Annotated in this window: 20 protein-coding genes and 1 tRNA gene; 4 read left to right on the top strand and 17 right to left on the bottom strand. The window is 60.4% G+C overall.

Annotated features, from left to right (window positions below; genetic code table 11):
* Positions 1-2: 2 nt before the first annotated feature.
* Positions 3-389, top strand: coding sequence for a DUF6285 domain-containing protein (locus tag CMI59_RS09440; RefSeq protein ID WP_293327681.1), 387 nt, complete (start codon positions 3-5; stop codon positions 387-389).
* Positions 390-479: 90 nt separating this feature from the next.
* The gene (locus CMI59_RS09435; RefSeq protein ID WP_293327678.1) at positions 480-974 is read left to right on the top strand and encodes a PAS domain-containing protein; all 495 of its coding nucleotides are present in this window, start codon (positions 480-482) and stop codon (positions 972-974) included.
* Here CMI59_RS09435 and CMI59_RS09430 read toward each other — a convergent pair whose 3' ends face one another.
* The 10 genes from CMI59_RS09430 to CMI59_RS09385 all read right to left on the bottom strand — a co-directional run bounded on the left by CMI59_RS09430 (position 975) and on the right by CMI59_RS09385 (position 14,465).
* Complete coding sequence (locus tag CMI59_RS09430) at positions 975-2,537, bottom strand: MBOAT family protein (RefSeq protein ID WP_293327675.1); 1,563 nt, start codon at positions 2,535-2,537, stop codon at positions 975-977.
* Complete coding sequence (locus CMI59_RS09425) at positions 2,509-3,537, bottom strand: hypothetical protein (protein WP_293327672.1); 1,029 nt, start codon at positions 3,535-3,537, stop codon at positions 2,509-2,511. The genes CMI59_RS09430 and CMI59_RS09425 overlap by 29 nt, the downstream gene beginning before the upstream one ends.
* Positions 3,538-3,700: 163 nt before the next feature.
* On the bottom strand, positions 3,701-4,903 hold the full coding sequence (locus CMI59_RS09420; RefSeq protein ID WP_293327669.1) for an acetyl-CoA acetyltransferase: 1,203 nt from the start codon (positions 4,901-4,903) through the stop codon (positions 3,701-3,703).
* A 48-nt stretch (positions 4,904-4,951) separates the two neighbouring features.
* Positions 4,952-6,451 carry an OB-fold domain-containing protein gene (locus CMI59_RS09415; RefSeq protein ID WP_293327666.1) on the bottom strand — a complete coding sequence of 500 codons (1,500 nt, stop codon included), beginning with the start codon at positions 6,449-6,451 and terminating at the stop codon, positions 4,952-4,954.
* A gap of 121 nt (positions 6,452-6,572) precedes the next feature.
* Positions 6,573-7,742 (bottom strand): tetratricopeptide repeat protein, encoded by a 1,170-nt coding sequence (locus tag CMI59_RS09410; protein WP_293327663.1) that lies wholly within the window; start codon positions 7,740-7,742, stop codon positions 6,573-6,575.
* Between the two features lie 131 nt (positions 7,743-7,873).
* On the bottom strand, positions 7,874-9,697 hold the full coding sequence (glmS, locus tag CMI59_RS09405) for a glutamine--fructose-6-phosphate transaminase (isomerizing) (RefSeq protein WP_293327660.1): 1,824 nt from the start codon (positions 9,695-9,697) through the stop codon (positions 7,874-7,876).
* A 3-nt stretch (positions 9,698-9,700) separates the two neighbouring features.
* Positions 9,701-11,065, bottom strand: a complete 1,365-nt coding sequence (gene glmU, locus CMI59_RS09400; RefSeq protein ID WP_293327657.1) for a bifunctional UDP-N-acetylglucosamine diphosphorylase/glucosamine-1-phosphate N-acetyltransferase GlmU — start codon at positions 11,063-11,065, stop codon at positions 9,701-9,703.
* 190 nt (positions 11,066-11,255) lie between these two features.
* Positions 11,256-13,178: an adenylyl-sulfate kinase gene (gene cysC / locus CMI59_RS09395; protein WP_293327654.1), complete on the bottom strand. Its 1,923-nt coding sequence runs from the start codon at positions 13,176-13,178 to the stop codon at positions 11,256-11,258.
* 12 nt (positions 13,179-13,190) lie between these two features.
* Complete coding sequence (cysD, locus tag CMI59_RS09390; RefSeq protein WP_293327651.1) at positions 13,191-13,985, bottom strand: sulfate adenylyltransferase subunit CysD; 795 nt, start codon at positions 13,983-13,985, stop codon at positions 13,191-13,193.
* Positions 13,986-14,159: 174 nt separating this feature from the next.
* Positions 14,160-14,465, bottom strand: a complete 306-nt coding sequence (locus CMI59_RS09385) for a hypothetical protein (RefSeq protein WP_293327648.1) — start codon at positions 14,463-14,465, stop codon at positions 14,160-14,162.
* Between the two features lie 281 nt (positions 14,466-14,746).
* Between CMI59_RS09385 and CMI59_RS09380 the strand changes: the two genes are divergently transcribed.
* Both CMI59_RS09380 and CMI59_RS09375 read left to right on the top strand, forming a co-directional pair.
* Complete coding sequence (locus tag CMI59_RS09380) at positions 14,747-15,427, top strand: SPOR domain-containing protein (protein ID WP_293327645.1); 681 nt, start codon at positions 14,747-14,749, stop codon at positions 15,425-15,427.
* An 80-nt stretch (positions 15,428-15,507) separates the two neighbouring features.
* Positions 15,508-16,914, top strand: coding sequence for a phytanoyl-CoA dioxygenase family protein (locus CMI59_RS09375; RefSeq protein WP_293327642.1), 1,407 nt, complete (start codon positions 15,508-15,510; stop codon positions 16,912-16,914).
* An 11-nt stretch (positions 16,915-16,925) separates the two neighbouring features.
* Here CMI59_RS09375 and CMI59_RS09370 read toward each other — a convergent pair.
* From CMI59_RS09370 to gyrA, 7 genes are all read right to left on the bottom strand, one after another.
* Positions 16,926-17,001, bottom strand: a tRNA-Lys gene (locus CMI59_RS09370).
* Positions 17,002-17,153: 152 nt separating this feature from the next.
* Positions 17,154-18,275, bottom strand: coding sequence for a tRNA guanosine(34) transglycosylase Tgt (gene tgt / locus CMI59_RS09365; protein ID WP_293327639.1), 1,122 nt, complete (start codon positions 18,273-18,275; stop codon positions 17,154-17,156).
* Positions 18,272-19,357: a tRNA preQ1(34) S-adenosylmethionine ribosyltransferase-isomerase QueA gene (gene queA / locus CMI59_RS09360; protein ID WP_293327636.1), complete on the bottom strand. Its 1,086-nt coding sequence runs from the start codon at positions 19,355-19,357 to the stop codon at positions 18,272-18,274. Before queA ends, tgt begins: the two co-directional genes overlap by 4 nt.
* A 279-nt stretch (positions 19,358-19,636) precedes the next feature.
* Positions 19,637-20,110, bottom strand: a complete 474-nt coding sequence (locus CMI59_RS09355) for a peptidylprolyl isomerase (RefSeq protein ID WP_293327633.1) — start codon at positions 20,108-20,110, stop codon at positions 19,637-19,639.
* Positions 20,111-20,121: 11 nt separating this feature from the next.
* Positions 20,122-20,673, bottom strand: a complete 552-nt coding sequence (locus tag CMI59_RS09350; RefSeq protein WP_293327631.1) for a peptidylprolyl isomerase — start codon at positions 20,671-20,673, stop codon at positions 20,122-20,124.
* Between the two features lie 36 nt (positions 20,674-20,709).
* The gene (gene coaD, locus CMI59_RS09345; RefSeq protein ID WP_293327628.1) at positions 20,710-21,222 is read right to left on the bottom strand and encodes a pantetheine-phosphate adenylyltransferase; all 513 of its coding nucleotides are present in this window, start codon (positions 21,220-21,222) and stop codon (positions 20,710-20,712) included.
* Positions 21,223-21,255: 33 nt separating this feature from the next.
* A partial coding sequence (gene gyrA, locus CMI59_RS09340; protein WP_293327625.1) for a DNA gyrase subunit A occupies positions 21,256-23,808 on the bottom strand: 2,553 nt, incomplete at its 5' end.

Genomic DNA, 23,808 nt, shown 5'->3' with positions numbered 1-23,808 from the left:
CCATGCAGGACCAACCCACATCGGCCGAACTCGTCGGAGCGGTAGCCGACTTCATCCGCACCCATGCCATGCCCCAGCTCAAAGGCCATGCGGCCTTCCATGCCCGCGTGGCGGCCAATGCGCTGGACATCGTGAAGCGCGAATTGGAGATCGCGCCGGAGGCGAATACCGAGGAGCATGAGCGCTTGAAAGCACTGCTGGGTGCGGACGGTTCTCTGGATGATTTGAACAGGGAGCTTTGCACCCGCATCTATGCCGGAGAGCTGACGCTCGACACGGAAGGGCTGAAGGACCACCTCTGGGCCACGACGCTCGCCAAGCTCGCTATCGATCAGCCGAAGTACTCCGGCTACCGGAGAGCGCTTGAAGAAGAAAGCGGTGGGAAATAAGTACTTCCATTCAATTTACCGAGCAGAAACAACCGTTTTTTCACGACTTGAAGGGAAACTCACCGTTTCAATCCGAAGTGGTGAGTAACGGTGTACCAAGCTTCGTGCGGAAAATATGTTGAAGTCTCGCAGGAGCAGCTGCCCGACCGGCATCCGGTCGCGGTTTTCGCCCGTTACTGGAGCGCCAAGCGGCATGTCGGTAGCTCCCTGCCCCGGCGGTCTGACCTCAAGCCGTCGGAGATGCTTTCCGCCATTCCCTGGCTGCTGATTCTCGAACGGTGTGGCCAGGCACCTGATTGGCAGTTCCGTTACCGGCTTGCAGGGACGGGCTGCACTGAATTGTTCGGCGTCGACTACACGAACCGGCTGCTGGGAGAAAACATCGACCCGGAAGCCATGAAGATCCGGCGACAGGAATTCTTCCACGCGCTCAACCGCCGCGAACCGATCTTTTCGCAGACACCACTTCCCATTCCCGACCGCGAGTTCATCACCGCCTATCGCGGTGTCTTCCCGGTAACGACCGACGGGTCGCAGGCCGACCAGATCTTCTGCGTCATCGCCGCCGACAAGGCCAAGGTCTGATCAGAACTGAAAATATAGAAACTCGCTGATCCGCTGAAGGCTGAGAAAGGCCAGCGCGCCGGCAGTCCCTACCGCGACGGCATGTGGAACTCCCGGGCGCCATCGCAACAGCCTTTCACGCCAGCGATTTCCCTCCACCGGCAAGAGAAGCGGATCCTGTTTCCGGTCCCTCCATGAATAGTTGAAGGCCGGATTGGCGCGCGCCAGCCATTGCTGTGTGTTTGGCCAATACCAGACAAGCGCCAGCCAGAAGACCAGCCAGCTCACCGATACGGCGAATTCGGCGAGAGGCATTTCTCGAGGCCATGAAAACATCGCCGCATAGACAGTGATAGCGCCGTCCATGGTCTCGGCACGAAAGACCACCCATGCCATCGCCACGGCGACAAAGGTGAGCAAGCGCGCGGCGACGCGCGACCCCCAGCGATCGATCGGCGGTATCCCGAGGGCCCGCCAGCCGTGATTAACGATGAGGTATAGACCGTGCATCGCCCCCCACAATGCAAAAGTCCATGCCGCGCCGTGCCATAGCCCGCCAATGGCCATCGTGGCGAAAAGGTTCAAATATCGCCTGTACTTGCCCTTCCTGTTGCCGCCGAGTGAGATGTAGAGATAGTCGCGCAGAAAACGCGAAAGCGTCATGTGCCACCGGCGCCAGAAATCGATGATATTTTCCGACTGATAGGGCGAGTGGAAATTGAGCGGCAGACGAATACCAAAAATTCGGGCCGCCCCGATCGCCATGTCCGAATAGCCTGAAAAGTCGAAATAGATTTGCAGCGTGTAGGAAATAGTTCCCTGCCAAGCCTGCAGGAAAGTTACGTGCTCACCCTGGTCGGCCAGGCCAAAAACATGTGTTGCGATCGGCGCGACATTGTCGGCCAGCACAACCTTCTTGAAGAGCCCGATTAGAAAGATCGTTGTGCCCACAGAGATATTCGTCCAGTCGAAATTGAAGCTCCGATTGAGCTTTGTCTGCGCGAAGATTTCCTTGTGATGCACGATCGGCCCCGCGATGAGCTGGGGAAAGAACATCACGAAGAAGCTGTATTCGAGGAAGCTGTGAGGTTCTACCTCACCGCGCCGCGCATCGACCAGATAGGCGATCTTCTGGAAGGTAAAGAACGAAATGGCGAGTGGCAGAATGACGTGTTGAAGCGGAATGTCCGTCTCTGCAACCGCGTTCACGCTGCCGATGAAAAAGTCCGCATATTTAAAGTAGGCAAGCGAGAGAAGGTCGACCGATACGCCGAACGTCACCAGCGCGGTGGCGCGCCCCTCATTCGGTCTTCTTCTTTCCGCCATGATCAGTCGGGCGAGAAGGAAGTTGAAGACCGTGAGCCCGATCAGCAGCGGCAAATAGAGAGGATTCCACCATCCGTAAAAGAAGAGAGATGCAAGCACCAGAAAGCCCAGTGCCGCCTCCCTGCCCGCACGCACACGGATAACGAAACAAAGCAATGCTGTGACGGGCAGAAAAACGAATATGAAAACCGGCGAGTTGAAAAGCATCCGATCACTCCATCGCCGCCAGTTAGTCCCGGAAACGGCGAAGCCCGGCAAGATGGGCTGCCATCAACCGATCGACGCTCATCTTCTTCACATCGAGACCAGGCCCGGGGCCGCCGGAAAGAACATGCGTCGCTATCACGCGATTGACGCGATAGGCATAGTGAGAACCGTCGGGGGTATTGTCGGGATCGGCAGTCATCTTCGTCACCACACTGAAATCGACGAAACGGTCGAAATACTGCGAGGTCTTCTTGAGGCTGGTCAGGTAGGACCGCAGCTCCTTTTCGCGCGCCATATTCTCAACGCGCCAGGCGGAAATCGGTGGGACATAGCCGACAAACCGAGCATTGGGAAAATACGCACCGAGCCGACCATAGAGCTTCGCGACCTCTGACTTGAAGGGGCCCGCGCTCCGATCTCGTTTACCCGGCCTGTATGTCTTGAATGGGCGCGGGATGCGGCAATCGAAATCGATAGTGCAAACCCAATCATCAGGTTTGCGGTCCCGGTGGGCTTCCCATGAACGCTGAAGCCCGTCGAGAGATGAGTAAACGAGAAATGGAGATGGAGGATCCTCCCCCTTCTTCACGAAGGGCGGAACATTCCAACCGCCGGTCGTTTCGAAATCGAAATCGTCAACGCCCGTGATGACGAGCGAGGGGTGAAATCCGCGGTCACTCAGATATTTGGCATAGTAGAGAAATTCGCCGATACGCCCTGCGCTGAATGCGAGGTTGAAGCAATTATGCCCCTCGAGCAGATGTGTCGGTAAGAGGATCGTCCGGGAACTGCCGAAAATCAGGCAGTCATACCGATCCCGTTTGGCGAGAAGGTGATAGAGCTTCTGACGGCGCTCATCGAAGCGCGTAGCATGCGCCAGCTTCGCATTGCCTCCGAAATAGTGAAGCGGATCCACGGCGAGGTTGACCGCGAGGACGGAGCCTGTGATTGCACTGACGGTTATGACCATTGCCGCCAGATAGCGAAACAGTACCAGACGCTGCCGGCGCCGCGGCGCGTCGCTCGAACGATGGCTGGATTCCGTGTCCACGCTCCCCTCTTCCTGCAGTCCTAGCTGCACTGCAAGAAACAAGGGATTTCGGGCACTTATCTGGAGAAAATGCGCCTTGTTTTAGGCAGGGTGAGGATGCCTCACACAAAACGCAAAAAAGGCCGGTCGAGACCGGCCTTTTCAACGTTGATGTCAGGGCGGTTTATGCCCCTTCGGCACCGATGATCGTCACCGAGCACACATTCTGCGACGGTGCACCACCGAGATTGTGCGTAAGGCCGATCTTCGGATTGGGAAGCTGGCGTTCCCCTGCCCGGCCCTGAAGCTGCAGATACATCTCATAGGCCATGCGCAACCCGGAGGCGCCGATCGGGTGGCCGAAGCACTTCAAGCCGCCATCGATCTGGCACGGCACCTTGCCGTCGCTGTCGTAAAAGCCGTCCATCACATCCTTCACGGCGCCGCCTTCCGGCGAAATGAACAGGTCTTCCATGGTCACGAGTTCGGTGATGGAGAAGCAGTCATGCACTTCCATCATACTGACCTGTTCGCGCGGATTGTCGATGCCGCCTTCCTTGTAGGCCTTCTTGGCGGCGATGCGCGCGGTATGGAAGTAGCTGCCGTCCCAGCTATTGTGCTGGGATTCAAGACCGTTCGAGACGGAGAGCTGCATCGCCTTCACCGTCACGATATCCTTCCGGCCCATCGCCTTGGCGATCTCGGGCGTGGTGACGATGGCCGCCGCCGCGCCGTCCGACACACCACAGCAATCGAAGAGCCCGAGCGGCTCGGCGATCATCGGCGCGTTCATCACCTGCTCTTCGCTGACTTCATTGCGCAGATGAGCCTTCGGGTTCTTGGCGCCATTGGCGTGGCTCTTTACCGACACATGGGCGATGGCGCGCTTCAGGTCTTCTTTGGCAACGCCATGCTTGGCGCGATAAGCCGAGGCAAGCTGAGCGAAATTGCCGGGAGCGGAACCGCTCGGCGACCATTGCGGGTTGAGCGTGCCCATATTGCCGACCGGCAGGCCGCCATAGCCAGTGTCCTTCAGCTTCTCGACACCGACCGCCAGCGCGATGTCGCAGGCGCCCGAGGCGACCGCATAGACAGCGCCGCGCAGAGCTTCGGAACCGGACGCGCAGAAGTTTTCCACGCGCGTCACCGCAATATTCGGCAGGCGCAGCGCCAGTGAAAGCGGCGTGCCGCCCTTGCCCGTGCCGATATCGTCGATATGCGTCGAGAACCAGGCCGCGTCGATCTGCGTCGGCTCGATCCCGGCATCCTGCATTGCTTCGAGATAGGCCTCGACCATCAGCTCTTCGGGACCGCTGTCCCAGCGCTCGCCGAATTTCGAGCAGCCCATGCCGACGATCGCAACCTTGTCCTTGATACCTGTAGCCATGTTTTCCTCCCGTTCGGGAATTTCGTGTTTGGATTATTCGGGTTTCGATTACTCGGCGGCCTGTGCGCCCGCGACGCTGGCCGGTATAGGAACGGCTTTCCAGAAATACCGTTTGAAACCGCGCTTCTCGTCCACTTCCTTCACACGGAAGACGAGGCGTACCTCCATGCCCGATTCCACATTGCCGGTTTCGACATCGGTGAAATCCATCATGATACGGCCGCCCTCGTCGAACACCACCATGCCGTAATGGTTGGGCGGGTTCATGGAGAAGGAGAGATAGTCGGCCGACCAGCTGAGGATTTTCGCTTTCTTTTCGGCGAACTTGTACGGCTCCTGCGTATCCACCGTATGCTTGTTCGGGTTCACCGAGATGCGCGAACGCGGGAACTGGATGACGCCCGTTTCCGTGCACCGCCCCCCGACGAGCCCCATGAGCATATCTTCGTTACGGTAAAGCGTCGTGAGCGCAGTCTTCTTGTCCTGCTCAGCTCGCATGCCCCGTTCCCATTCAACCAAACCGTTGAAGGTCAGGAATTTCATGTAGTTGTTCTCTTCGACACGCTCGGCCAGCGAGCCCGCAATACCGCGCTTGCCGGACATGGTGGAAAGCTTGTCCGTTACCTCGAAAATGAGTGCATCGCACCCACCGCCGAATTGCGCCACCAGCACCTTGTCGCCGGGTTTGGCTTCGGTCTGCAGCGTATTGATGAGCATGACCAGCGCGTGCGCCGTACCGGTCTCGCCGCAATTGGCCGCCAGCGTATCGCGCGCGACCTCGGGGTTGAGGCCACATTTCTTGGCGAGGCCGGCAATGAACTTCATTCCGAATACGGACGGAAGGACGAAATGCGCGATGTCCTCAGCCTTGAGGCCGGCATCGCCCAATGCCGACTTCACGGCGCGCGGCACGATCTTGGAAAAGCCCTCGTCGCGGACCCAGCGCTCTTCCCAATTATAGTCGAACTCTTCGGTATCGCCGCGGAAGTGATCCACGAAATCGACCGTCAGGCTGGCCCCGCCCAGATATTTGGCGATGACATTGTCCGTGCCGACGGAAAGCGCAGCGGCGCCATCGCCGAAATCGAGTTCCTGCGCGGTCACGGCTTTTGTCTTGCGATGATCTGAAGCGAGAACCAGCCCGTTCCTGGTTTCTCCAGATTTCGCGGAGGTGAGCGCCTGCATGAGCGCGCTCGTACCCGCGCGCTGCGTGGACGACACGTCGATCGCCCGCACATGATCTTCCAGTGTCAGCGCCGCTGAAATGATGCCGCTGTTGAGACGATCTGCAAAGGGCATGGTGGTCGAGCCGAAATAGACAGCATCCACATGGCTGCGATCGTCGTCGGGACCTAGCAGGTCGCGTGCGGCCTCTACGGCCATCGTCACAGAATCCTCGTCCCAATTGGCCATGGAGCGTTCGCCCTTGGCCTTGCCAAGGAAATTCGGCGCAACCCAGGCATTGGCCTGGGCGATGGCCTTTCGCTGCAGACGAAGGCGGGGGATATATCCGCCAAAGCCCGTCAAACCTACCGTTTGTTCGGCCATAGGTCCTCCCATCAGATGTTTGTGCTTGTTTTGGGAAGAGTTTAGGAGCGATAGAGCGGCCCGCACAACTGCTTACCGTACCGGGCACTCAAACGCTTGAGTGCCGTTACGTCAGGCCGCCTTAGCGAGGAACGACACACTCGATACCGACCGTCGAAAGCCGGGCGCAGAGCCTGTGCGCCACGGATTCTTCCGCATAACCGCCCGCTCTCAGGCGATAGAAAATTCCCCGCTCGCCGAGGTCGGCCCGAACTACCCGATGTTCGATGCCGGAAAGCCTACCCTGGCTGCGGGTGACCAGATTGCGCCAGGCGACCTTCGCCGTCTCTTCGTCGCGGTAAGCCCCGAGCTGGACCTGATACGGGCCGGGCGCCGGTGCAGTGCTTGCTTCGGGCACCGGCCTGTTCGCGGCATCGCCGATATTTACCTGCCTCTCGGGCGACTGCACCGCTGCATTGCTGGTAGGCACAGGCCCGGCTTTCGGCTTGTTCCCGGCGGGATTGGCATATCTGACGGCGGTCGTTTCCCAACCCGATGCCGATGCCACGCGAATGACCTTGGCCTTGCCTTCCTTGCCGTTCGTCGCGGTGTCTGAGCCGATAAGAGGCTTCGGTTGCGGCCGGTCCAGCGCAGCGAGTTCGGTTTTGGCAGGCGCAAAATTGCCGTCGATCCTAAGCGCCGCTTCGTAGTCGGCCTTCGCTTTGCTTTTGTCGCCCTCCGCCTCATAGGAGAGACCACGGCCATGAAAAGCATACTTTCGGGCATCGCCCGACATGTATTCCAGCGCCTTGGAGTAGTCCGCAATGGCGGCCTTCTGATTTCCCCGCCGACGCTCGATATTGGCCAGATTGTGATAGGCGGCGCCATAACTCGGCACCAGCTTTACGGTTGCGCGATAATCTGCCTCGGCCTTGGCGTCCTCGCCCTGTTGCGAATAGGCAATGCCGCGATTGTAGTGCGCCCGCGCCAGCACGGCCTCCGGCAGAGCATTGCCTGAAATGGCTTTGCTGTAATCGCCAATGGCAGCAGCGGTCTGCCCCAGCTTCTGCTCGGCGATGCCCCGATGATGATGCGCAAGCGCCAGCCCGTGCTCGTTGAGCGCGCCGCTGGAGATCACCTTGTCGAAAAGGGAAATGGCCTGAGCGTATTGACCCTGTTCGATGGCCTGCGCACCGCCATGCAGATCATCGATCGCATCGGCACGGGCCGGAACGGCGGAGATCAGCAAGGCGGCAACAGCGGCCATCGCTGCATAATGCAGGATCCCCTTGCTCCGCCTGTTTGCGATCATGGTCCCGTCCTTTGCGTGCGTGCCGCGGTTCCGGAAACAACCCTCGGGCGTCCCCGCCTGTTACATCAGGATCGAACGCAACGCTTTACAGCCAGTTAACCGAGGCACACCTCAAGCCGCACTGATTCGGCTTATTCGACTGTGACGGATTTTGCCAGATTTCGCGGCTGATCGACATCGGTGCCTTTGGAGACGGCCGTGTGATAGGCCAGAAGCTGCACCGGAATGGCATTGATGATGGGAGCGATCAGGGGATCCACCGCCGGAATCTCTATGGATTCCCACAATCCCTCGCCCGCATGCTCGATCCCGGCCTTGTCCCCGATCAAAAGCACCCTGCCGCTGCGCGCGATGACTTCGTGCATGTTGGACACCGTTTTCTCATAGAGCGGGTCCATCGGCGCTATCACGATCACGGGCACATTCTCGTCGATGAGAGCGATAGGGCCATGTTTAAGCTCGCCCGCGGCATAGCCCTCGGCATGGATATATGAGATTTCCTTGAGTTTGAGAGCACCCTCAAGGGCAATCGGATAATTGTGGCCTCGCCCCAGATAGAGCACATCGCGCGCTTTCGCGAGATCGACACTCAGGTCCTGGATTGCGCCATCGGCTCCGAGCGCCTCGGCGACATGTCTCGGCGTTTCGATCAGCGTATGAACGATCCGGCGCTCTTCTTCAGTATCGATTTGTCCGCGCGCGATGGCGGCCCTCACAGCGAGCACGAGCAGCGTGGCAAGCTGGCAGGTAAATGCCTTGGTCGAGGCCACACCGATTTCCGGCCCGGCAAAAGTCGGCAGGATGACATCCGATGCGCGCGCGATACTCGACTCCACCACATTGACGACGGACAGCGTCTTCTGGCCTTGCGATTTGCAGTAATGAAGCGCGGCCAGCGTGTCTGCGGTTTCACCCGATTGAGAAATGAAGATGGCGAGCCCGCCTTCCGGCAAGGCCGCTTCGCGATAGCGGAACTCCGACGCGATATCGACCTCGACCGAAATACGTGCAAGCTTTTCGAACCAGTATTTAGCGACGAGCCCCGCATAAAACGCTGTGCCGCAGGCAATGATGGTGATGCGCGGTACCGTGGCAAGGTCGACCGGCAAATCCGGCAGATGAAGCTTTTCGTTCACCAGATCTAGATATTCGGACAGCGTATGTCCGATCACTTCTGGCTGCTCGAATATCTCTTTCGCCATGAAATGACGATGATTGCCCTTGTCCACCAGGGCGGCGGAAACATCGGTGATCTTGACGGGGCGTTCCACGAGTTGGTCCGCCGCGTCGTAAATAACCGCGCCCGCACGTGTAAGTTCGACGCGATCTCCCTCTTCCAGGAAGGAGACGCGGTTCGTCATCGGGGCCAGCGCAAACGCGTCCGAACCGAGATACATCGCATTGTCGCCATAGCCGACGGCAAGCGGGCTGCCGCGCCGCGCGCCGATCATCAAATCTTCTTCGCCGGAGAAAATGATGGCAACGGCAAACGCGCCTTCCAGTTCGCGTAACGCATCGGCGGCGGCCTTCCGGGGATCCTTGCCCCGGTTCAGATGATCGGTCACCAAATGGGCGATGATTTCGGAATCGGTATCGGTGGAAAAAGAGAACCCCTTCTCCAGCAGCATCTGCCGCAATTCGCGAAAATTTTCGATGATGCCGTTATGGACGATAGCAGCCCGGTCGGTCACATGAGGATGCGCGTTGTTTTCCGTCGGCGCGCCATGGGTTGCCCATCTCGTATGGCCGATGCCAAGCCCGCCATGAAGAGGCTGGGCCGTAAGCGCTGTTTCGAGGTTGAAGAGCTTGCCTTCCGCCCGGCGGCGCGTGAGCTGCCCGTTGTCGAGCGTTGCGATGCCCGCGCTGTCATAGCCACGATATTCAAGACGTTTCAGCGCCTCGAGTATGACCGGTGCTACATCCTGTTTTCCGATGATCCCGACAATACCGCACATCGCTCAGTCCTTCGTTTTCTTGTCAGGGGACTCATTCTTTGCACGGAATGTCGAGGCCCACCCGGATTTTTCGATTTGTTTTGGCCGTGTAAAGGCCAGCGCATCCGGCGTGACGTCCTTGGTAATAACGCTGCCCGACCCAAGATAAGCCCCATCGCCGATCTTTACCGGTGCGACCAGAGCCGAATTGGAGCCGACAAACGCCCCGGCCCCGATATCGGTGAAGAACTTGTTGTAGCCGTCGTAATTGCAGGTGATCGTGCCCGCCCCGATGTTGGCATGGGCGCCAACGCGCGCGTCGCCGATATAGGAAAGGTGACTGACCTTCGCGCCTTCTTCGATCTCGGCCTTTTTCGTTTCCACAAAATTGCCGATCTTTGCGCCCGCGCCAATGGAAGATCCTGGACGAATGCGGGCAAAAGGCCCGACTTCCGCATTGGCCGCAACCGTCGCTCCTTCCAGGTGAGAGAAGGGTTTGATCGTCGCGCCATCAGCAACGTTCACGCCGGGGCCGAAGACGACGTTCTGTCCGACGGTCACGTCCTGCCCGAGTACCGTGTCGAAACTGAAATAGGTGCTATCCGGGTCGGCAAGCGTTGCGCCGCCCGCCATCGCTGCCTGTCGCAAGCGGCGCTGCATAACCGCTTCCGCTGCGGCGAGATCGGCCCGGCTATTGACCCCTTGCACTTCCTCTTCCTCACCTTCCTGCACGCGGCAGGTAAGGTCCTTTTCACGCGCGAGGCCGACAATGTCTGGCAGATAATATTCACCAGCCGCATTGTCGTTACCGACTTTGGAAAGGAGATCGAAAAGATATTCGGCACGAACCGCCATCGCGCCGCCATTGCACAGGGTAATAGCCCTTTCGGTCGCGCTTGCATCCTTGAATTCGACGATCTTCTGAAGCGTACCGACCTCATCGAGTACCAGTCGCCCATAGGCGGCCGGATCCGCGGGCCGGAAGCCCAGAACGACGATATCGGCTTCCTCACGGCAGTTATTGGCCATGGCGGCAAGTGTTTCGGGATGCATCAGAGGCGTGTCGCCGAAGATCACAAGGACGACGCCCTCCCGGTCGGAGATTTCAGGTTGAGCCATCAGCGCGGCATGGGCCGTGCCGAGTTGCTCGGTCTGGACGGCAATGCCCGTATCTGGAGCGAGGCTCTTCGCATAGGTCGCGACTTCGTCCATGTCCGGCCCGACCACCAGCACGGAGCGGGCATTGGGAATTTCATGAACCGAGGAGATCACATGGCCAAGCATCGGCCGGCCGGCAATCTTGTGCAGGACCTTGGGCAGCCGCGACTTCATGCGCGTGCCCTTCCCCGCTGCGAGAATGATTGCAGTGACCGTCTCTCTCGCCATCACCTATCCGTTTCGTCTTCAGGCGTCCGGAAAAAAAGAACAGTCGGACGCACATATGAAAATACCGCGACTCGATGGTCGAGCGCGGGCAAATTCGCACGGAGATCAGTCTGTTCTGAAATAAATTTATATTTCACTATCTTGCCCGGCTCACAAGGGAACCGGGCAAGACGATATTCGGCAGGTGCCGGGCTCACATCTTGAACCGGGCCTCGACGTAATTGGCGAGTTGCTCGATGCACTCCTCGACCGATCCTGCGGATGTGTCGACTTCAAGGTCCGCCATATCAGGGGCCTCATAAGGCGCCGAGACACCCGTGAAATCCTTGATCTCGCCAGAGCGGGCCTTCTTGTAGAGACCTTTCGGATCGCGCTTTTCGCACGTCTCCACATCGGCCTTCACATAGATCTCGTGGAAATCGTCGCCGCCCGCCTCGCGCGCCCGGTCGCGATCCGACCGGTAAGGCGAGATGAAGGAGGTGATTGCAATCATGCCGGCACGAGCGAACAGCGCTGCCACTTCACCGACGCGACGAATGTTCTCAGCCCGGTCCTCCGGCGAGAAGCCAAGATTGGCATTGAGCCCGTGGCGGATATTGTCGCCGTCGAGCACATAGACGTTATAGCCCTTCTCGAAGAGCTTTTTCTCCAGCGCGACGGCCAGCGTGGATTTACCGGCGCCGGACAGGCCGGTGAACCAGAGCACCCCGCCCTTGTGCCCGTTGCGGAACGCCCTCGCCTGCTCGTCGATCCCGTGCTCCACTTTGGTGATGTTGCTGGACCGTGCAGTAATGAGGCCTCGCTGGTCGGCATAGCCTTCCATGGAAATGATGCCGCCGCCGGCAATGTCGTATTTGTCGACAAGGACGAAACGGCCGCTCTTGGGCGAGGTCTCGAATTCGTCCAGCGCCAGCATGCGGCGGGCCCGCATCACGACCTCCGCTACCTGGTTGCGCTCGACCTGATGCGAGGAGGTACCGGAAAGGTCCGACGTATCGATGATCGTTTCGATCGACTGCACTGTAACCGGCGCATCCAACGTCCCGAGCTTCAGACGGTAGGTTTTACCGGGCACCATCGGTTCCTTGCCCAGCCAGAAAACACGGGCGCGGAAGACATCCGTCTCGATGGGTGAGTGTTCGACATGACTGATGACCTCGCCGCGCTCGACGAAAATCTGCTCATCGAGCGTAATGCCGATGGAATAGCCCGCTTCCGCTTGGGTCGGCGCCTTGCGGCCGGGGACCTGATGCCACTCTTCGATGGACTCCACGCGCGCGGTCTTGTTGGAGGGCGAGAACAGCAACTCGTCGCCGACCTTGATGACGCCTTCCTCGACGCGGCCTGCGATGATGCGGCGCTGATCGAATTTGTAGACATCCTGCACCGGCATGCGCAGCGGCCTGTCTACCGGGTCGCTCTTGGGCTGGAAACTGTCCAACGCACCGATAATGCTCGGCCCCTTGTACCAGGGCGTATTGGTGGACGGTCCGACGATATTATCGCCTTCGCGCGCCGACACTGGAATGACGAAAGTGGGTTCGACACCGATGGAGCGGAGATAGTCGCGATACTCCGCCTCGATCCGGTCGAAGGTCTCCTTGTCATAATCGACAAGGTCCATCTTGTTCACCGCGACCGCCACTTGGCGCACGCCGAGAAGATGCAGCAGGTAACCGTGGCGCCGCGACTGCTCGCGCACGCCTTCCGCCGCATCGATGATGAGCAGCGCCGCATCGGACTGAGCCGCGCCGGTGATCATGTTCTTCAGGAATTCCTTGTGGCCCGGCGCATCGATGATCGTGTAGTCGCGCTGATCCGTCTTGAACCAGATCTGGCTCGTATCGATGGTGATGCCCTGATCGCGTTCGGCCTGAAGCGCATCCATCAGGAACGCCCATTCGAAGGGCACGCCGCGCCGCTTGCACATCTCGGTGATGGATTCGAACTTACCGTCGGGCAGCGAGCCGGTGTCGTGGAACATCCGCCCGACAAGCGTGGATTTGCCGTGGTCCACATGCCCCACGATCACGATCCGGAGCAGGTCGCGCGCATTGCCAACGCTTTTGCCGCCTTCGATGACTTTCATAGCCGTGTCTGCCTGTGCCTTGGTCATGTCTTATCCCCCTTACAGGTAGCCATCGGCGCGAAGACGCTCGAAAGCATCCTCGGATTCATGATCCATAGCGCGGCCGGAGCGCTCGGAGACCCTGGTCGTGCTCAGCTCTTCGATGATCTCCTCGATCGTCGACGCTTCGCTCTCCACCGGATTGGTGATGTCCTGATCGCCCAGCGAGCGGTAGCGCTTTCCGTCCTTTGCAAAATAGAGCGGAATGACCGGAATGTTCTCACGCTGCGTGTAGAGCCAGATGTCGATCTCCGTCCAGTGCAGCAGCGGATGCACGCGCACATGGGTCCCGGGCGGGAACTCAGTCTTGAACTGGTCCCAGAACTCCGGCGGCTGATCGCGGAAATCCCACTGACCCGTCTGGCCGCGCGGGCTGAAGACTCGCTCCTTGGCGCGAGTGGCCTCCTCGTCGCGGCGAATGCCGGCGAAAAGCGCGTTGAACTGGTGCTTCTGGATGGCGGCTTTGAGTCCCGCCGTCTTGCGCGAGGCGGAGCGCGCGGCAGGCGGAAGCGTCTGATCGACTTCCTCGATCGGCGGGCAAAGCTCGCGGATAAAGTTCAAGTTCCACTCGTCTGCATAGCGGTCCCTGAAATCATACATCTCCGGAAACTTCTTTTCCGTATCCACATGCATCACCGGGAAAGGCACGTGGCCGAAGAATGCCTTGCGGGCAAGCCAGATCATCACGTTGGAGTCTTTGCCCAGCGACCACAACATCGCGATGTTTTCGATCCGGTTGAACGCTTCCCGGAAGATGTAGATGCTTTGGCTCTCAAGCTGATCGAGACGATCCATGCCTTGCTCCTTCACACGGCGGTCGACATATCCGCGTGACTATATTACAAGAAAAAATTGTGGAGTTATCTTCAACCCCGATATTGAATGTGATTTAGACGCGCACGTTCGCGATTGCAAGGCCTCATCGCTTAAGAAAGAACCATAGCGACAATAGACGCAGAATATTCTTCGTTACGAGCTGCGGGCCCGCCCGTTTGAACCATTGTAGCGATGATTTCGGGGCGCCGGGACTGCCGAGCGCACAGCCGGGATCGGTTTGCGCAACGCAGCGCGTACCGGCTTGGAGGAAACCACAGCGGGTTTGGCCCGCTCCAGGCGGCTCGACGCCTCGGTTCTCGCCGCCCGCTCATTCAGGAGCTGGGTCAGAAACCAGCTCCTTATGACCAGGCCCAGAAAGAAAATCGCAAAGAAAACCAGCCCGCCGGCGACCGCCAATTCCTGCGCCGTCAGGCTCCCCACCAACTCGTTCAACGACATGCCTTTCCCCGTTTCTAGTTTCCTCTGGACCGGCTGCCGCGACCGACCGTCCTGGCGCAATCCTATGCAGAAAACGGGCCTCACGCACAATCATGCATTTGCTAAGATTTACCGGAACCCCTCTCCTTGTCGAGCCGGGCAAAACATTCGCACCTTGCACAAGAAATCGGCAGAAGGCCCGGAGTCCTGCGTTTGACCGCATTGCCCGACTCGCACTAACGAAAGACAGGTGATGCGGTGATCGGTGGTCGCGGTATCGCAGTTTGGAGGTCGGACTTTCGATGACAATCAGGCCGGTGCCCGGCGCAATCGCAGCAGCGCTTATCATGGCCCCGCTTTCGCTGGGCCTGTCCGCCTGCTCGGAGCGCGCAGCGGGCGCAGGCGTGCCCACAGAGCAGGACAAGGCGGAAGCAGCGGCCGACCAGGCCCCGCCCGCGGAAAGCGTCGAACGGCGCCTCGATCGTCTGGAAGCCCGCGTTGCGACGCTGGATCGAAAATACTCCGTTATCGAGCCGGTGCTGACCGACCTCAAGGCAAGCGACCGGTCGATGAACAATCGGCTGGGTACGCTCGAAGCCGGGCTAGGCCTCACCACCGCCTCCATTTCTCCAAGGCAGAAGCAGCAGCCGGCCGCAAAGCCCGTACACCTCGACATCCGCCCCACTCTTACCGACGGCGCCGAGGATGGGCGGAACCGGAGCGGCTGGGCCGTCCATCTCGCGTCCTATCTCGATGCTGCCAATATCGAGAAAGGAAAGCGCATTCTTTCCGCTCGTTATCCGGACATGCTGTCGGGACGGGGCTGGACGACGATGAGATATGAAAGCCGGGATGGAAAGGTCTACACCCGCCTCCTGACCGACCCCCTGTCGAGCCGCGCCGCCGCGGAAACGCTTTGCGCGCAGTTGAAGGCCCGGGGAAAAGACTGCCGGGCGCTGAAGCTGGTAGACGCGAACGGCTGATCACGCCGAAACGATCTTCTATTCGGCCTGTCACATTCGTGGATAAACTTGGCGCTCCTCCCGTAGTCAGCAGGATCGCCATGCCGGAACAAGCCAGTATCTCAGCAGTCGATGAAATCACGCAGATCTACACTGAGCGTGCCACGAGCCGATATGGGCTGGAGGACATCAACCAGCTTCAGCACGCGCTGCAAAGCGCAGCGCTGGCGGAAACGAACGGCGAAGCCCCTGCCCTCATTCTCGCTGCGCTGCTTCACGATGTTGGGCACATGATCCACAAGCTGGGCGAGAACCCGGCTGAGGAAGGGGTCGACGACCGACACGAGATACTCGGTGCGAAATGGCTCGCGAAACGCCTGCCCGCCGCCCTTGCCGAACCGGTACGGATGCATGTGGAGGCCAAGCGCTATCTCTGCGCGACCGAACCCGGCTATATGGACAAGCTCGCGCCCGATTCCGTGTTAACCCTGAAGCTGCAAGGCGGCCCGATGAGCGAGAGCGAAACCGCCGCCTTCATTGCGAAGGATTATGCTGACGAGGCCATTCGCCTGCGCCGCTATGATGAAGAGGCGAAAGACCCGGCAATGGAGACCCCGCCTCTCGAGCACTTCCTGCGTTATCTGCCCGCCGCTGCGATCAGCAATAAAGAACGTGAAACATTCCGGCGCGACGGCGTCGTTGTGCTGCGCGGCTTCTTTTCGGAAGCGGAAGCCGCAACCTTCAATCGCCTGTCGAGCGAAATGGGCGCGAGCGCGGACTTGCTTCTGCGTGAGGCGATCTACAGTGGCAAACCGGTGGCTGAACTGCTTGCGACGCGCCCCGACGAACTCATCGTCGTGCCGGAAGCCGCCGATCCGTTGCAAATCTGCCGTTTTGAGTATCTGCTGGGCAGCCGTCCGGAGTTCAAAAACCTTATCGACACCCGCATCGCGCCCGTGATCGAGGCACTGACGGGCGAGGCCTTTATCCCCTTCAAGGATAAGGAGAATGAGAAGCATCCCGGCGGCGGCGCCTTCGGCCCACATCAGGATTTCGCGGCCTATAAATCATTCGGACCACGCTACAATGTGACGGCCATGATCTCGGTCGACCCGGCGACCCGGGAAAACGGCTGCCTGGAATTCGCAAAGGATTGGGCCGGGTTTCCCGACAATCACGCCGATGCCGTGGAAGAACGCATCGACGGTCGAGCGTTGCTGCGCTTCGAGAACGGCGGTCCGCACAATGGCGACATCGCGCCGGAAATCGCCGACGCGCTGGACTGGCAGACCGTCGAAACCGCGCCGAGCGACCTCGTGATCTTCGATAGTTTCGCGCCGCACCGTTCCTCGCCCAATGAGAGCAACACATCCCGCCGGGCCATGTTCCTCACCTTCAATGCGGAACGCGAAGGCGACTGGTACGAACGCTATTACGCCGAAAAGCGCGCGAATTTCGACGATCCGAAATTCCACGTCTCGACGCCGACGGTACATGCGGGAGATTGAGCGGGGATAAGTGGTGAGCCCTGATGGGTTCGAACCATCGACCTACTGATTAAAAGTCAGTTGCTCTACCAGCTGAGCTAAGGGCCCGTCCTGAAACGGCTATTCGGGCGAGTCGGGGACCCGCGCCAGCCGCCGGAAAGTGCGCGGAACTTAAGGGGAGCTTGGGCGGCGGTCAACACTCCAGACATGGTTTGGGCAAGATTGAGCTTGAGAAAACCACGCTTTGGGCAAGATAGCATTCATGCCCCCTGCGCCGCCTTGAAATCCGCGACGAAAGCCTCGAACCGCCCCTCCGAAATCGCGGCCCTCATCCCGGCCATGAGCGACTGGTAGTAGTGGATATTATTCCAGCTCACCAGCATGGAGCCGAGCATCTCGCCCGACTTCACGAGATGATGGAGATAGGCCCGGGAATAGTCCCGCGCGGCCGGACAGCTGCTCTCCGGGTCGAGCGGGCTCGTGTCGGTGGCATGCCGGGCATTCTTGAGGTTGATCTTGCCGAAGCGGGTAAAGGCGAGCCCGTGGCGCCCGTTCCGGGTCGGCATGACGCAGTCGAACATGTCGATGCCGCGCCGCACGGCTTCCACCAGGTCGTCCGGCGTGCCGACGCCCATCAGATAGCGGGGCTTGTCCTGCGGGAGCATATCGGGCGCATAGTCGAGGACGCGCAGCATCGCCTCCTGCCCCTCGCCCACGGCGAGCCCGCCGACCGCATAACCGTCGAACCCGATGTCGACGAGCCCCTCGGCCGAGCGTCGGCGCAGGGGCTCATAGGTGCTGCCCTGCACGATGCCGAAAAGCGCCATGCCTTCCTTGCGGAGCGGCTGGGCCGCGAAGGCCTCTTTCGAGCGGGCGGCCCAGCGAAGCGACAGCTCCATGGACTTTTCAGCTTCCGCCTCGGTCGCCGGAAACGGCGTGCACTCGTCGAGCACCATCTGGATATCGGAGCCGAGCAGGCACTGGATCTCGATGGAGCGCTCCGGCGAGAGCATGTGGCGCGACCCGTCGATATGCGACTGGAAGGTCACGCCCTCCTCCGTCATCTTGCGGAGACGGGCAAGCGACATGACCTGAAAGCCGCCGGAGTCGGTCAGGATCGGATGCGGCCAGTTGGCGAATGTGTGCAGCCCGCCAAGTGCGGCCACTTCCTCCGCTCCCGGACGAAGCATCAGATGATAGGTGTTGCCGAGAATGATGTCCGCGCCCGTCTCCCGCACCTGTTCGGGATACATGGCCTTCACCGTGCCCGCCGTGCCGACCGGCATGAAGGCAGGCGTGCGAATGTTCCCGCGCGGGGTATGGATGACGCCGGTGCGCGCTTTCCCATCGGTTCCCTGCAGATCGAAACTGAACGCGCTCATGGCCTGTGCTCGCTTTCCTGTGCGCTGTCCGGATCGCGCCGATAGATAAGACTGGAATCCCCGTAGGAATAGAAACGATACCCGGCGGCGATGGCGTGCGCATAAGCCGCTTTCATCTCCGCCGTGCTGCGCAACGCGGAAACCAGCATGAAGAGCGTCGAGCGCGGCAGATGGAAATTCGTCATCAGCATATCCACCGCATGGAAGCGATAGCCGGGCGTGATGAAGATGTCGGTTCCGCCGCGCCATGGATGAACCACGCCATCACTATCCGTCGCGGTTTCGAGGAGGCGCAAGGACGTGGTGCCGACGGCAACGATACGACCGCCTGCCTTGCGGGCCGTATTGATCGCTTCGGCCTCTTCCTCAGTGATCTCGCCGACTTCGGAATGCATCTTGTGGGCGTCGGTATCTTCCGCCGTGACGGGAAGAAACGTGCCCGCGCCCACATGAAGCGTCAGCCGCACCATGCGCACGCCACGCGCCTCGATGGCGGCGATCAGCTCGGGCGTGAAATGCAGCCCCGCCGTCGGCGCGGCGACAGCGCCGGGCTCGTCCGCATACATCGTCTGATAGTCGGAAAGGTCTTCCTCATCCGTGTCGCGCTTGCGGGCGATATAGGGCGGCAGCGGCATGACACCGGCCACCGCAATCGCCTGGTCGAGATCGGGGCCGGATTGCGAAAACTGCAACACGCTCTCGCCGCCGTCGTTCTTCTCGACGACCTGCGCTTCCAGACCGCCCTCGAAACCGATCGTTTCGCCGATGGCGAGTTTCTTGGCCGGACGTAGAAAGGCGCGCCACAGGCTCGGCCCCTCGCGGAGATGAAGCATCACCTCGATGCGCGCCACGGCCTCGCCGCGCTGCCGCGTACCGAAAAGCCGCGCCGGGATTACCTTCGTGTCGTTGAAGACGAGAACGTCGCCCGGCTCCAGAAAGTCCGGCAGGTCGCGCACGCCCTTGTCGGCAAGTGCATTCTCCTCCGGCCCAACGACGAGCATGCGCGCCGCATCACGCGGCCGCGCGGGACGCAAGGCGATACGCTCTTCCGGGAGATCGAAGTCGAATTCATCGACGCGCATGGGTTTGATCCGACTATTCATACAAACCGGCAGCCCGGGCTTCACTCATGGCCGGGCATACGAATTACCGTCATGACCCGGCTCGTCCGGGTCATCCACGTCTTTTACGGTTTTCCGGGCGACAAGACGTGGATGGCCCGCATAAAGCGGGCCATGACGACTGTTATATCCAACTATGGCCGCCAACTGTGCGGTCATAGACTCCGGGCACCTGATTGATTGCAGATGGGACCGGAGCTGGATTGCCGGGTCAAGCCCGGCAATGACACTGTTTTTGCCTTAGGCCACGTCCGCCGCGACCTTCATGGACGCGATCCGGTCGGGCTCACGCACCGGCTCGCCGCGCTTGATCTTGTCAACGGCTTCCATGCCGGAAATCACCTTGCCCCAGACCGTGTACTGGCCGTCGAGGAAGCTGGCGTCGTCGAAGACGATGAAGAACTGCGAATCCGCGCTGTTCGGGTCCTGCGTGCGGGCCATGGAGCAGACGCCGCGGACATGCGGCTCACGCGAAAACTCGGCCGGCAGCTTCTTGCCGGAGCCGCCCGTGCCGGTGCCCGTCGGATCGCCGCCCTGCGCCATGAAGCCGTCGATCACGCGATGGAAAGCGACGCCGTCGTAAAAGCCTTCGCGGGCCAGCTCCTTGATGCGTTCGACATGCTTCGGCGCGAGGTCCGGACGAAGCTCGATGACGACCTCACCATGAGGAATTTCCATGATGAGCGTGTTTTCGGGGTCTTTGATATCGGCCATGAAGGCGGCTCCTATTTCTTGGCGTCTGCGGCAACCTGCATCCGAACAATCTTGTCGGGATTTACAGGCGGTTCACCGCGCTTGATGTTGTCGACATGATCCATGCCGGAGACGACCTGGCCCCAGATGGTGTATTGCCCGTCCAGGAAGCTGCAATCCTGGAAACAGATGAAAAACTGGCTGTTGCCGCTGTCAGGCGACGATGAGCGCGCGAGACCGACCGTGCCGCGCCCGAAGCTCAGCTTGTTGGTGAATTCGGCCGGCAGGTCCGGATACATGGAAGAACCCCGTCCCGTACCCGTGGGATCGCCGCCCTGGGCCATGAAGCCGTCGATTACGCGATGGAAGACGAGCCCGTCGTAAAAGCCCTCCCGCGTCAGCTTCTTGATCCGCTCGACCGTTTTGGGAGCGATTTCCGGATAGAGCTTGATGACGACACGGCCGTCTTTCAGGTCCATGTAGAGCGTGTTTTCCGGATCGAGCTTCTGCCCGTCCTCGGCATGCGCGAGAGGCGCAAGGAACGCAAATGCCGCAAGCGCAAAGGCCGCTACGAGTTTGTGCATTCTGATCTCCGGTTTTTAGGGAGCAATGAGCCCGGTTCAGCCCTTGGCTTTCAGCTCGGCAACCCTGGCCATCATCTTTTCGCGCACCGATACAGGCACGAAAGGCGAAATATCGCCGCCCATCTGCGCGATCTGACGCACGAGCGTGGACGAGATATGTCCCGTTTCCGGCGAGGCGGCAAGAAACACCGTCTCGACTTTCGGGTTCATGGTGCGGTTCATCCCCACCATGGCTTCTTCATATTCATAATCCACCGATCCGCGTAAGCCGCGCACGATGATGGAGGCGCCGAACTCATCGGCCGCATCGACCACGAGCCCGGAAAACGATGCGGTCGAAACCTTGCCGCCCATTTCCTTCGCGATCGGCGAGACTTCGCGTTCGATCAGGTCGAAGCGCTCGTCCAGCGACAGCATCGGCGCCTTGGTGGCATGAACGCCAATGGCGATAACCAGATGATCCACCACCCTGAGCGCCCGCCGGATGATGTCCACATGGCCGTTCGTCATCGGGTCGAATGTGCCGGGATAAAGCCCCGTTTTCGTCATGCCGGAAATCTCCTGCCCGTCCTTTTTACCGGCTTACTCGCCAGCTTCTTCGCCACCGCTTTCGGCGTCGTCGCCTTCTTCCTCGCCAGCCTCGCCGATATGTTCGACGGAAACAACTCGCTCATCGGCCGCCGTGCGGAAAATGGTGACGCCCTGCGTCGCGCGGCCGGCGGCGCGAACATCGTCCACCGGGCAACGAATGAGCTGACCCGCATCGGTTACCAGCATGATCTGGTCGTGTCCCTCCACGGGGAAGGAAGCGACGAGATTGCCGTTCCGCTGCGTGACGGCCATCGCGATAATGCCTTTGCCGCCACGTCCGGAAGTCCGGTAGTCATAGGACGAGGATCGCTTGCCGAAGCCCTTTTCGCTAACGGTGAGAACGAACTGCTCTCTCGCGCCGAGCTCGGTATAGCGCTCGGGCGAAAGCGTGAGTTCGTCGCCTCCCTCCTCGTCGCCCTCTTCCGGCTCGGCGATATCGGCCTCCGCCTCATGGGCTTCGCCTGCCGCGGCACGGCGCATGGCAGCGGCCTGTTTCAGATAGGCGCGGGACTCCGCGGGCGTGGCATCGACATGGCGCAAGATGCTCATGCCGATCAGCGTATCGCCGTCGCCAAGGCGAATGCCGCGCACGCCAGTGGAGGTGCGGCCCGCAAAGACGCGCACATCGGTAACGGGGAAGCGGATCGAGCGTCCCCCTGCCGTCGTCATCAGCACGTCGTCGTCTTCGGTGCAGATCTGAACCGAGACGATACCGTCCTCTTCGTCTTCCAGCTTCATCGCGATCTTGCCGCCGCGATTGATCTGCACGAAGTCGGACAGCTTGTTGCGACGGACATTGCCGCTCCGGGTGGCGAACATCACATGGAGGTTGCCCCAGCTCTCCTCATCCTCCGGCATCGGCATGACCGTGGAGATATACTCGTCCTGCGCCAGCGGCAGCAGATTGATCATCGCCTTGCCGCGCGAGGTCGGCGAGCCCAGAGGCAGCTTCCAGACCTTCAGCTTGTAGGCCATGCCGTTCGACGAGAAGAACAGCATCGGCGTATGCGTGTTCGCCACGAAGATACGGGTGACGAAATCCTCATCCTTGGTCGACATGCCGGAACGGCCCTTGCCGCCACGGCGCTGTGCCCGGTAGGTGGAGAGCGGCACACGCTTGATGTAGCCCTGATGGCTGACCGTGACGACCATCTCTTCACGCTGGATGAGATCCTCGTCTTCCATCTCGAATTCGGCTGCCGCGATCTCGGTGCGTCGCGGCGTGGCGAATTCCTTCCGGATGCCGATCAGCTCGTCGCGGATGATCTCAAGCACCCTCTCGCGCGAGCGGAGAATGGAAAGATATTCCTCGATGCTTTCGCCTAAGCCCTTCAGCTCGTCGCCGATTTCGTCGCGGCCCAGTGCCGTGAGGCGCTGCAGGCGCAGGTCGAGAATGGCGCGGGCCTGAGTGTCACTGAGGGTCAGCGTGCCGTCGTCCGACAGGCGATGGCGCGGATCGTCGATGAGGAGCACCAGCGGGGCAATGTCCTGCGCGGGCCAGCTCCGCTCCGTCAGCCGCTCACGCGCCGTCGAGGGATCGGGCGATGAACGGATGATCCGAATGAATTCGTCGATATTGGCAACGGCGATGGCAAGTCCCACCAGCACATGCGCCCTGTCGCGCGCCTTGCCGAGTTCGAACTTGGTCCGCCGCGTAATGACTTCTTCGCGGAAAGCCGCGAAGGCCTGCAGCATCCGCTTCAGGTTCATCACTTCCGGGCGGCCATGGTCGAGCGCCAGCATGTTGGCGGCGAAGGACGATTGAAGCTGCGAGAAGCGATAAAGCTGGTTCAGCACGACATCGGGCACCGCGTCGCGCTTCAGCTCGATCACGATGCGCATGCCCTGCCGGTCGGACTCGTCGCGCAGGTCGCTGATGCCTTCGACACGCTTGTCGCGAACCAGTTCGGCAATCTTCTCGATCAGCGTCGTCTTGTTCACCTGATAGGGAATTTCGCTGACGATGATCGCCTGGCGGTCTTTCTTGGTCTCCTCGATATCGACCTTCGCGCGCACGGCGATGGAACCGCGCCCCGTGTGATAGGCCGATTTCGCCCCGGCGCGGCCGAGCATGATCCCGCCGGTCGGAAAGTCCGGCCCCGGAACATATTCGATCAGCTCATCGATGGAGATATCCGGATTGTCGAGCAGCGCAACGCAGGCGTCGATCACTTCGCCGAGATTATGCGGCGGTACATTGGTCGCCATACCGACGGCGATACCATTGGCGCCGTTGACAAGAAGGTTCGGAAACTCGGCCGGCAGAACGCTGGGTTCGCGCTCGGTTGCGTCGTAGTTGTCCTGGAAATCGACCGTATCCTTGTCGATATCGTTCAGGAGCGCGTGCGCGGCCTTGGCCATGCGCACTTCGGTGTAACGCATGGCGGCGGCGGGGTCGCCGTCCACCGAGCCGAAATTGCCCTGACCGTCGGCCAGCGGCAGGCGCATGGAGAAATCCTGCGCCATGCGCACCAGCGCGTCGTAAATCGACTGGTCGCCATGCGGGTGATACTTCCCGATCACATCGCCGACCACGCGGGCCGA

Source organism: Parvibaculum sp. (assembly GCF_002684405.1).
In the GTDB taxonomy this organism is placed as follows: domain Bacteria; phylum Pseudomonadota; class Alphaproteobacteria; order Parvibaculales; family Parvibaculaceae; genus Parvibaculum.
Note: the sequence above shows the minus strand (reverse complement) of the source record. Positions and strands in the feature narration are given on the sequence as shown.

Coding starts and splice junctions, on each gene's coding strand:
- CMI59_RS09440 (WP_293327681.1), top strand. CDS start 3: ATGCAGGACCAACCCACATCGGCCGAACTCGTCGGAGCGGTAGCCGAC.
- CMI59_RS09420 (WP_293327669.1), bottom strand. CDS start 4,903: ATGGCTACAGGTATCAAGGACAAGGTTGCGATCGTCGGCATGGGCTGC.
- CMI59_RS09415 (WP_293327666.1), bottom strand. CDS start 6,451: ATGGCCGAACAAACGGTAGGTTTGACGGGCTTTGGCGGATATATCCCC.
- CMI59_RS09410 (WP_293327663.1), bottom strand. CDS start 7,742: ATGATCGCAAACAGGCGGAGCAAGGGGATCCTGCATTATGCAGCGATG.
- glmS (WP_293327660.1), bottom strand. CDS start 9,697: ATGTGCGGTATTGTCGGGATCATCGGAAAACAGGATGTAGCACCGGTC.
- cysC (WP_293327654.1), bottom strand. CDS start 13,178: ATGACCAAGGCACAGGCAGACACGGCTATGAAAGTCATCGAAGGCGGC.
- cysD (WP_293327651.1), bottom strand. CDS start 13,985: ATGGATCGTCTCGATCAGCTTGAGAGCCAAAGCATCTACATCTTCCGG.
- CMI59_RS09385 (WP_293327648.1), bottom strand. CDS start 14,465: ATGTCGTTGAACGAGTTGGTGGGGAGCCTGACGGCGCAGGAATTGGCG.
- CMI59_RS09380 (WP_293327645.1), top strand. CDS start 14,747: ATGACAATCAGGCCGGTGCCCGGCGCAATCGCAGCAGCGCTTATCATG.
- CMI59_RS09375 (WP_293327642.1), top strand. CDS start 15,508: ATGCCGGAACAAGCCAGTATCTCAGCAGTCGATGAAATCACGCAGATC.
- tgt (WP_293327639.1), bottom strand. CDS start 18,275: ATGAGCGCGTTCAGTTTCGATCTGCAGGGAACCGATGGGAAAGCGCGC.
- queA (WP_293327636.1), bottom strand. CDS start 19,357: ATGCGCGTCGATGAATTCGACTTCGATCTCCCGGAAGAGCGTATCGCC.
- CMI59_RS09355 (WP_293327633.1), bottom strand. CDS start 20,110: ATGGCCGATATCAAAGACCCCGAAAACACGCTCATCATGGAAATTCCT.
- CMI59_RS09350 (WP_293327631.1), bottom strand. CDS start 20,673: ATGCACAAACTCGTAGCGGCCTTTGCGCTTGCGGCATTTGCGTTCCTT.
- coaD (WP_293327628.1), bottom strand. CDS start 21,222: ATGACGAAAACGGGGCTTTATCCCGGCACATTCGACCCGATGACGAAC.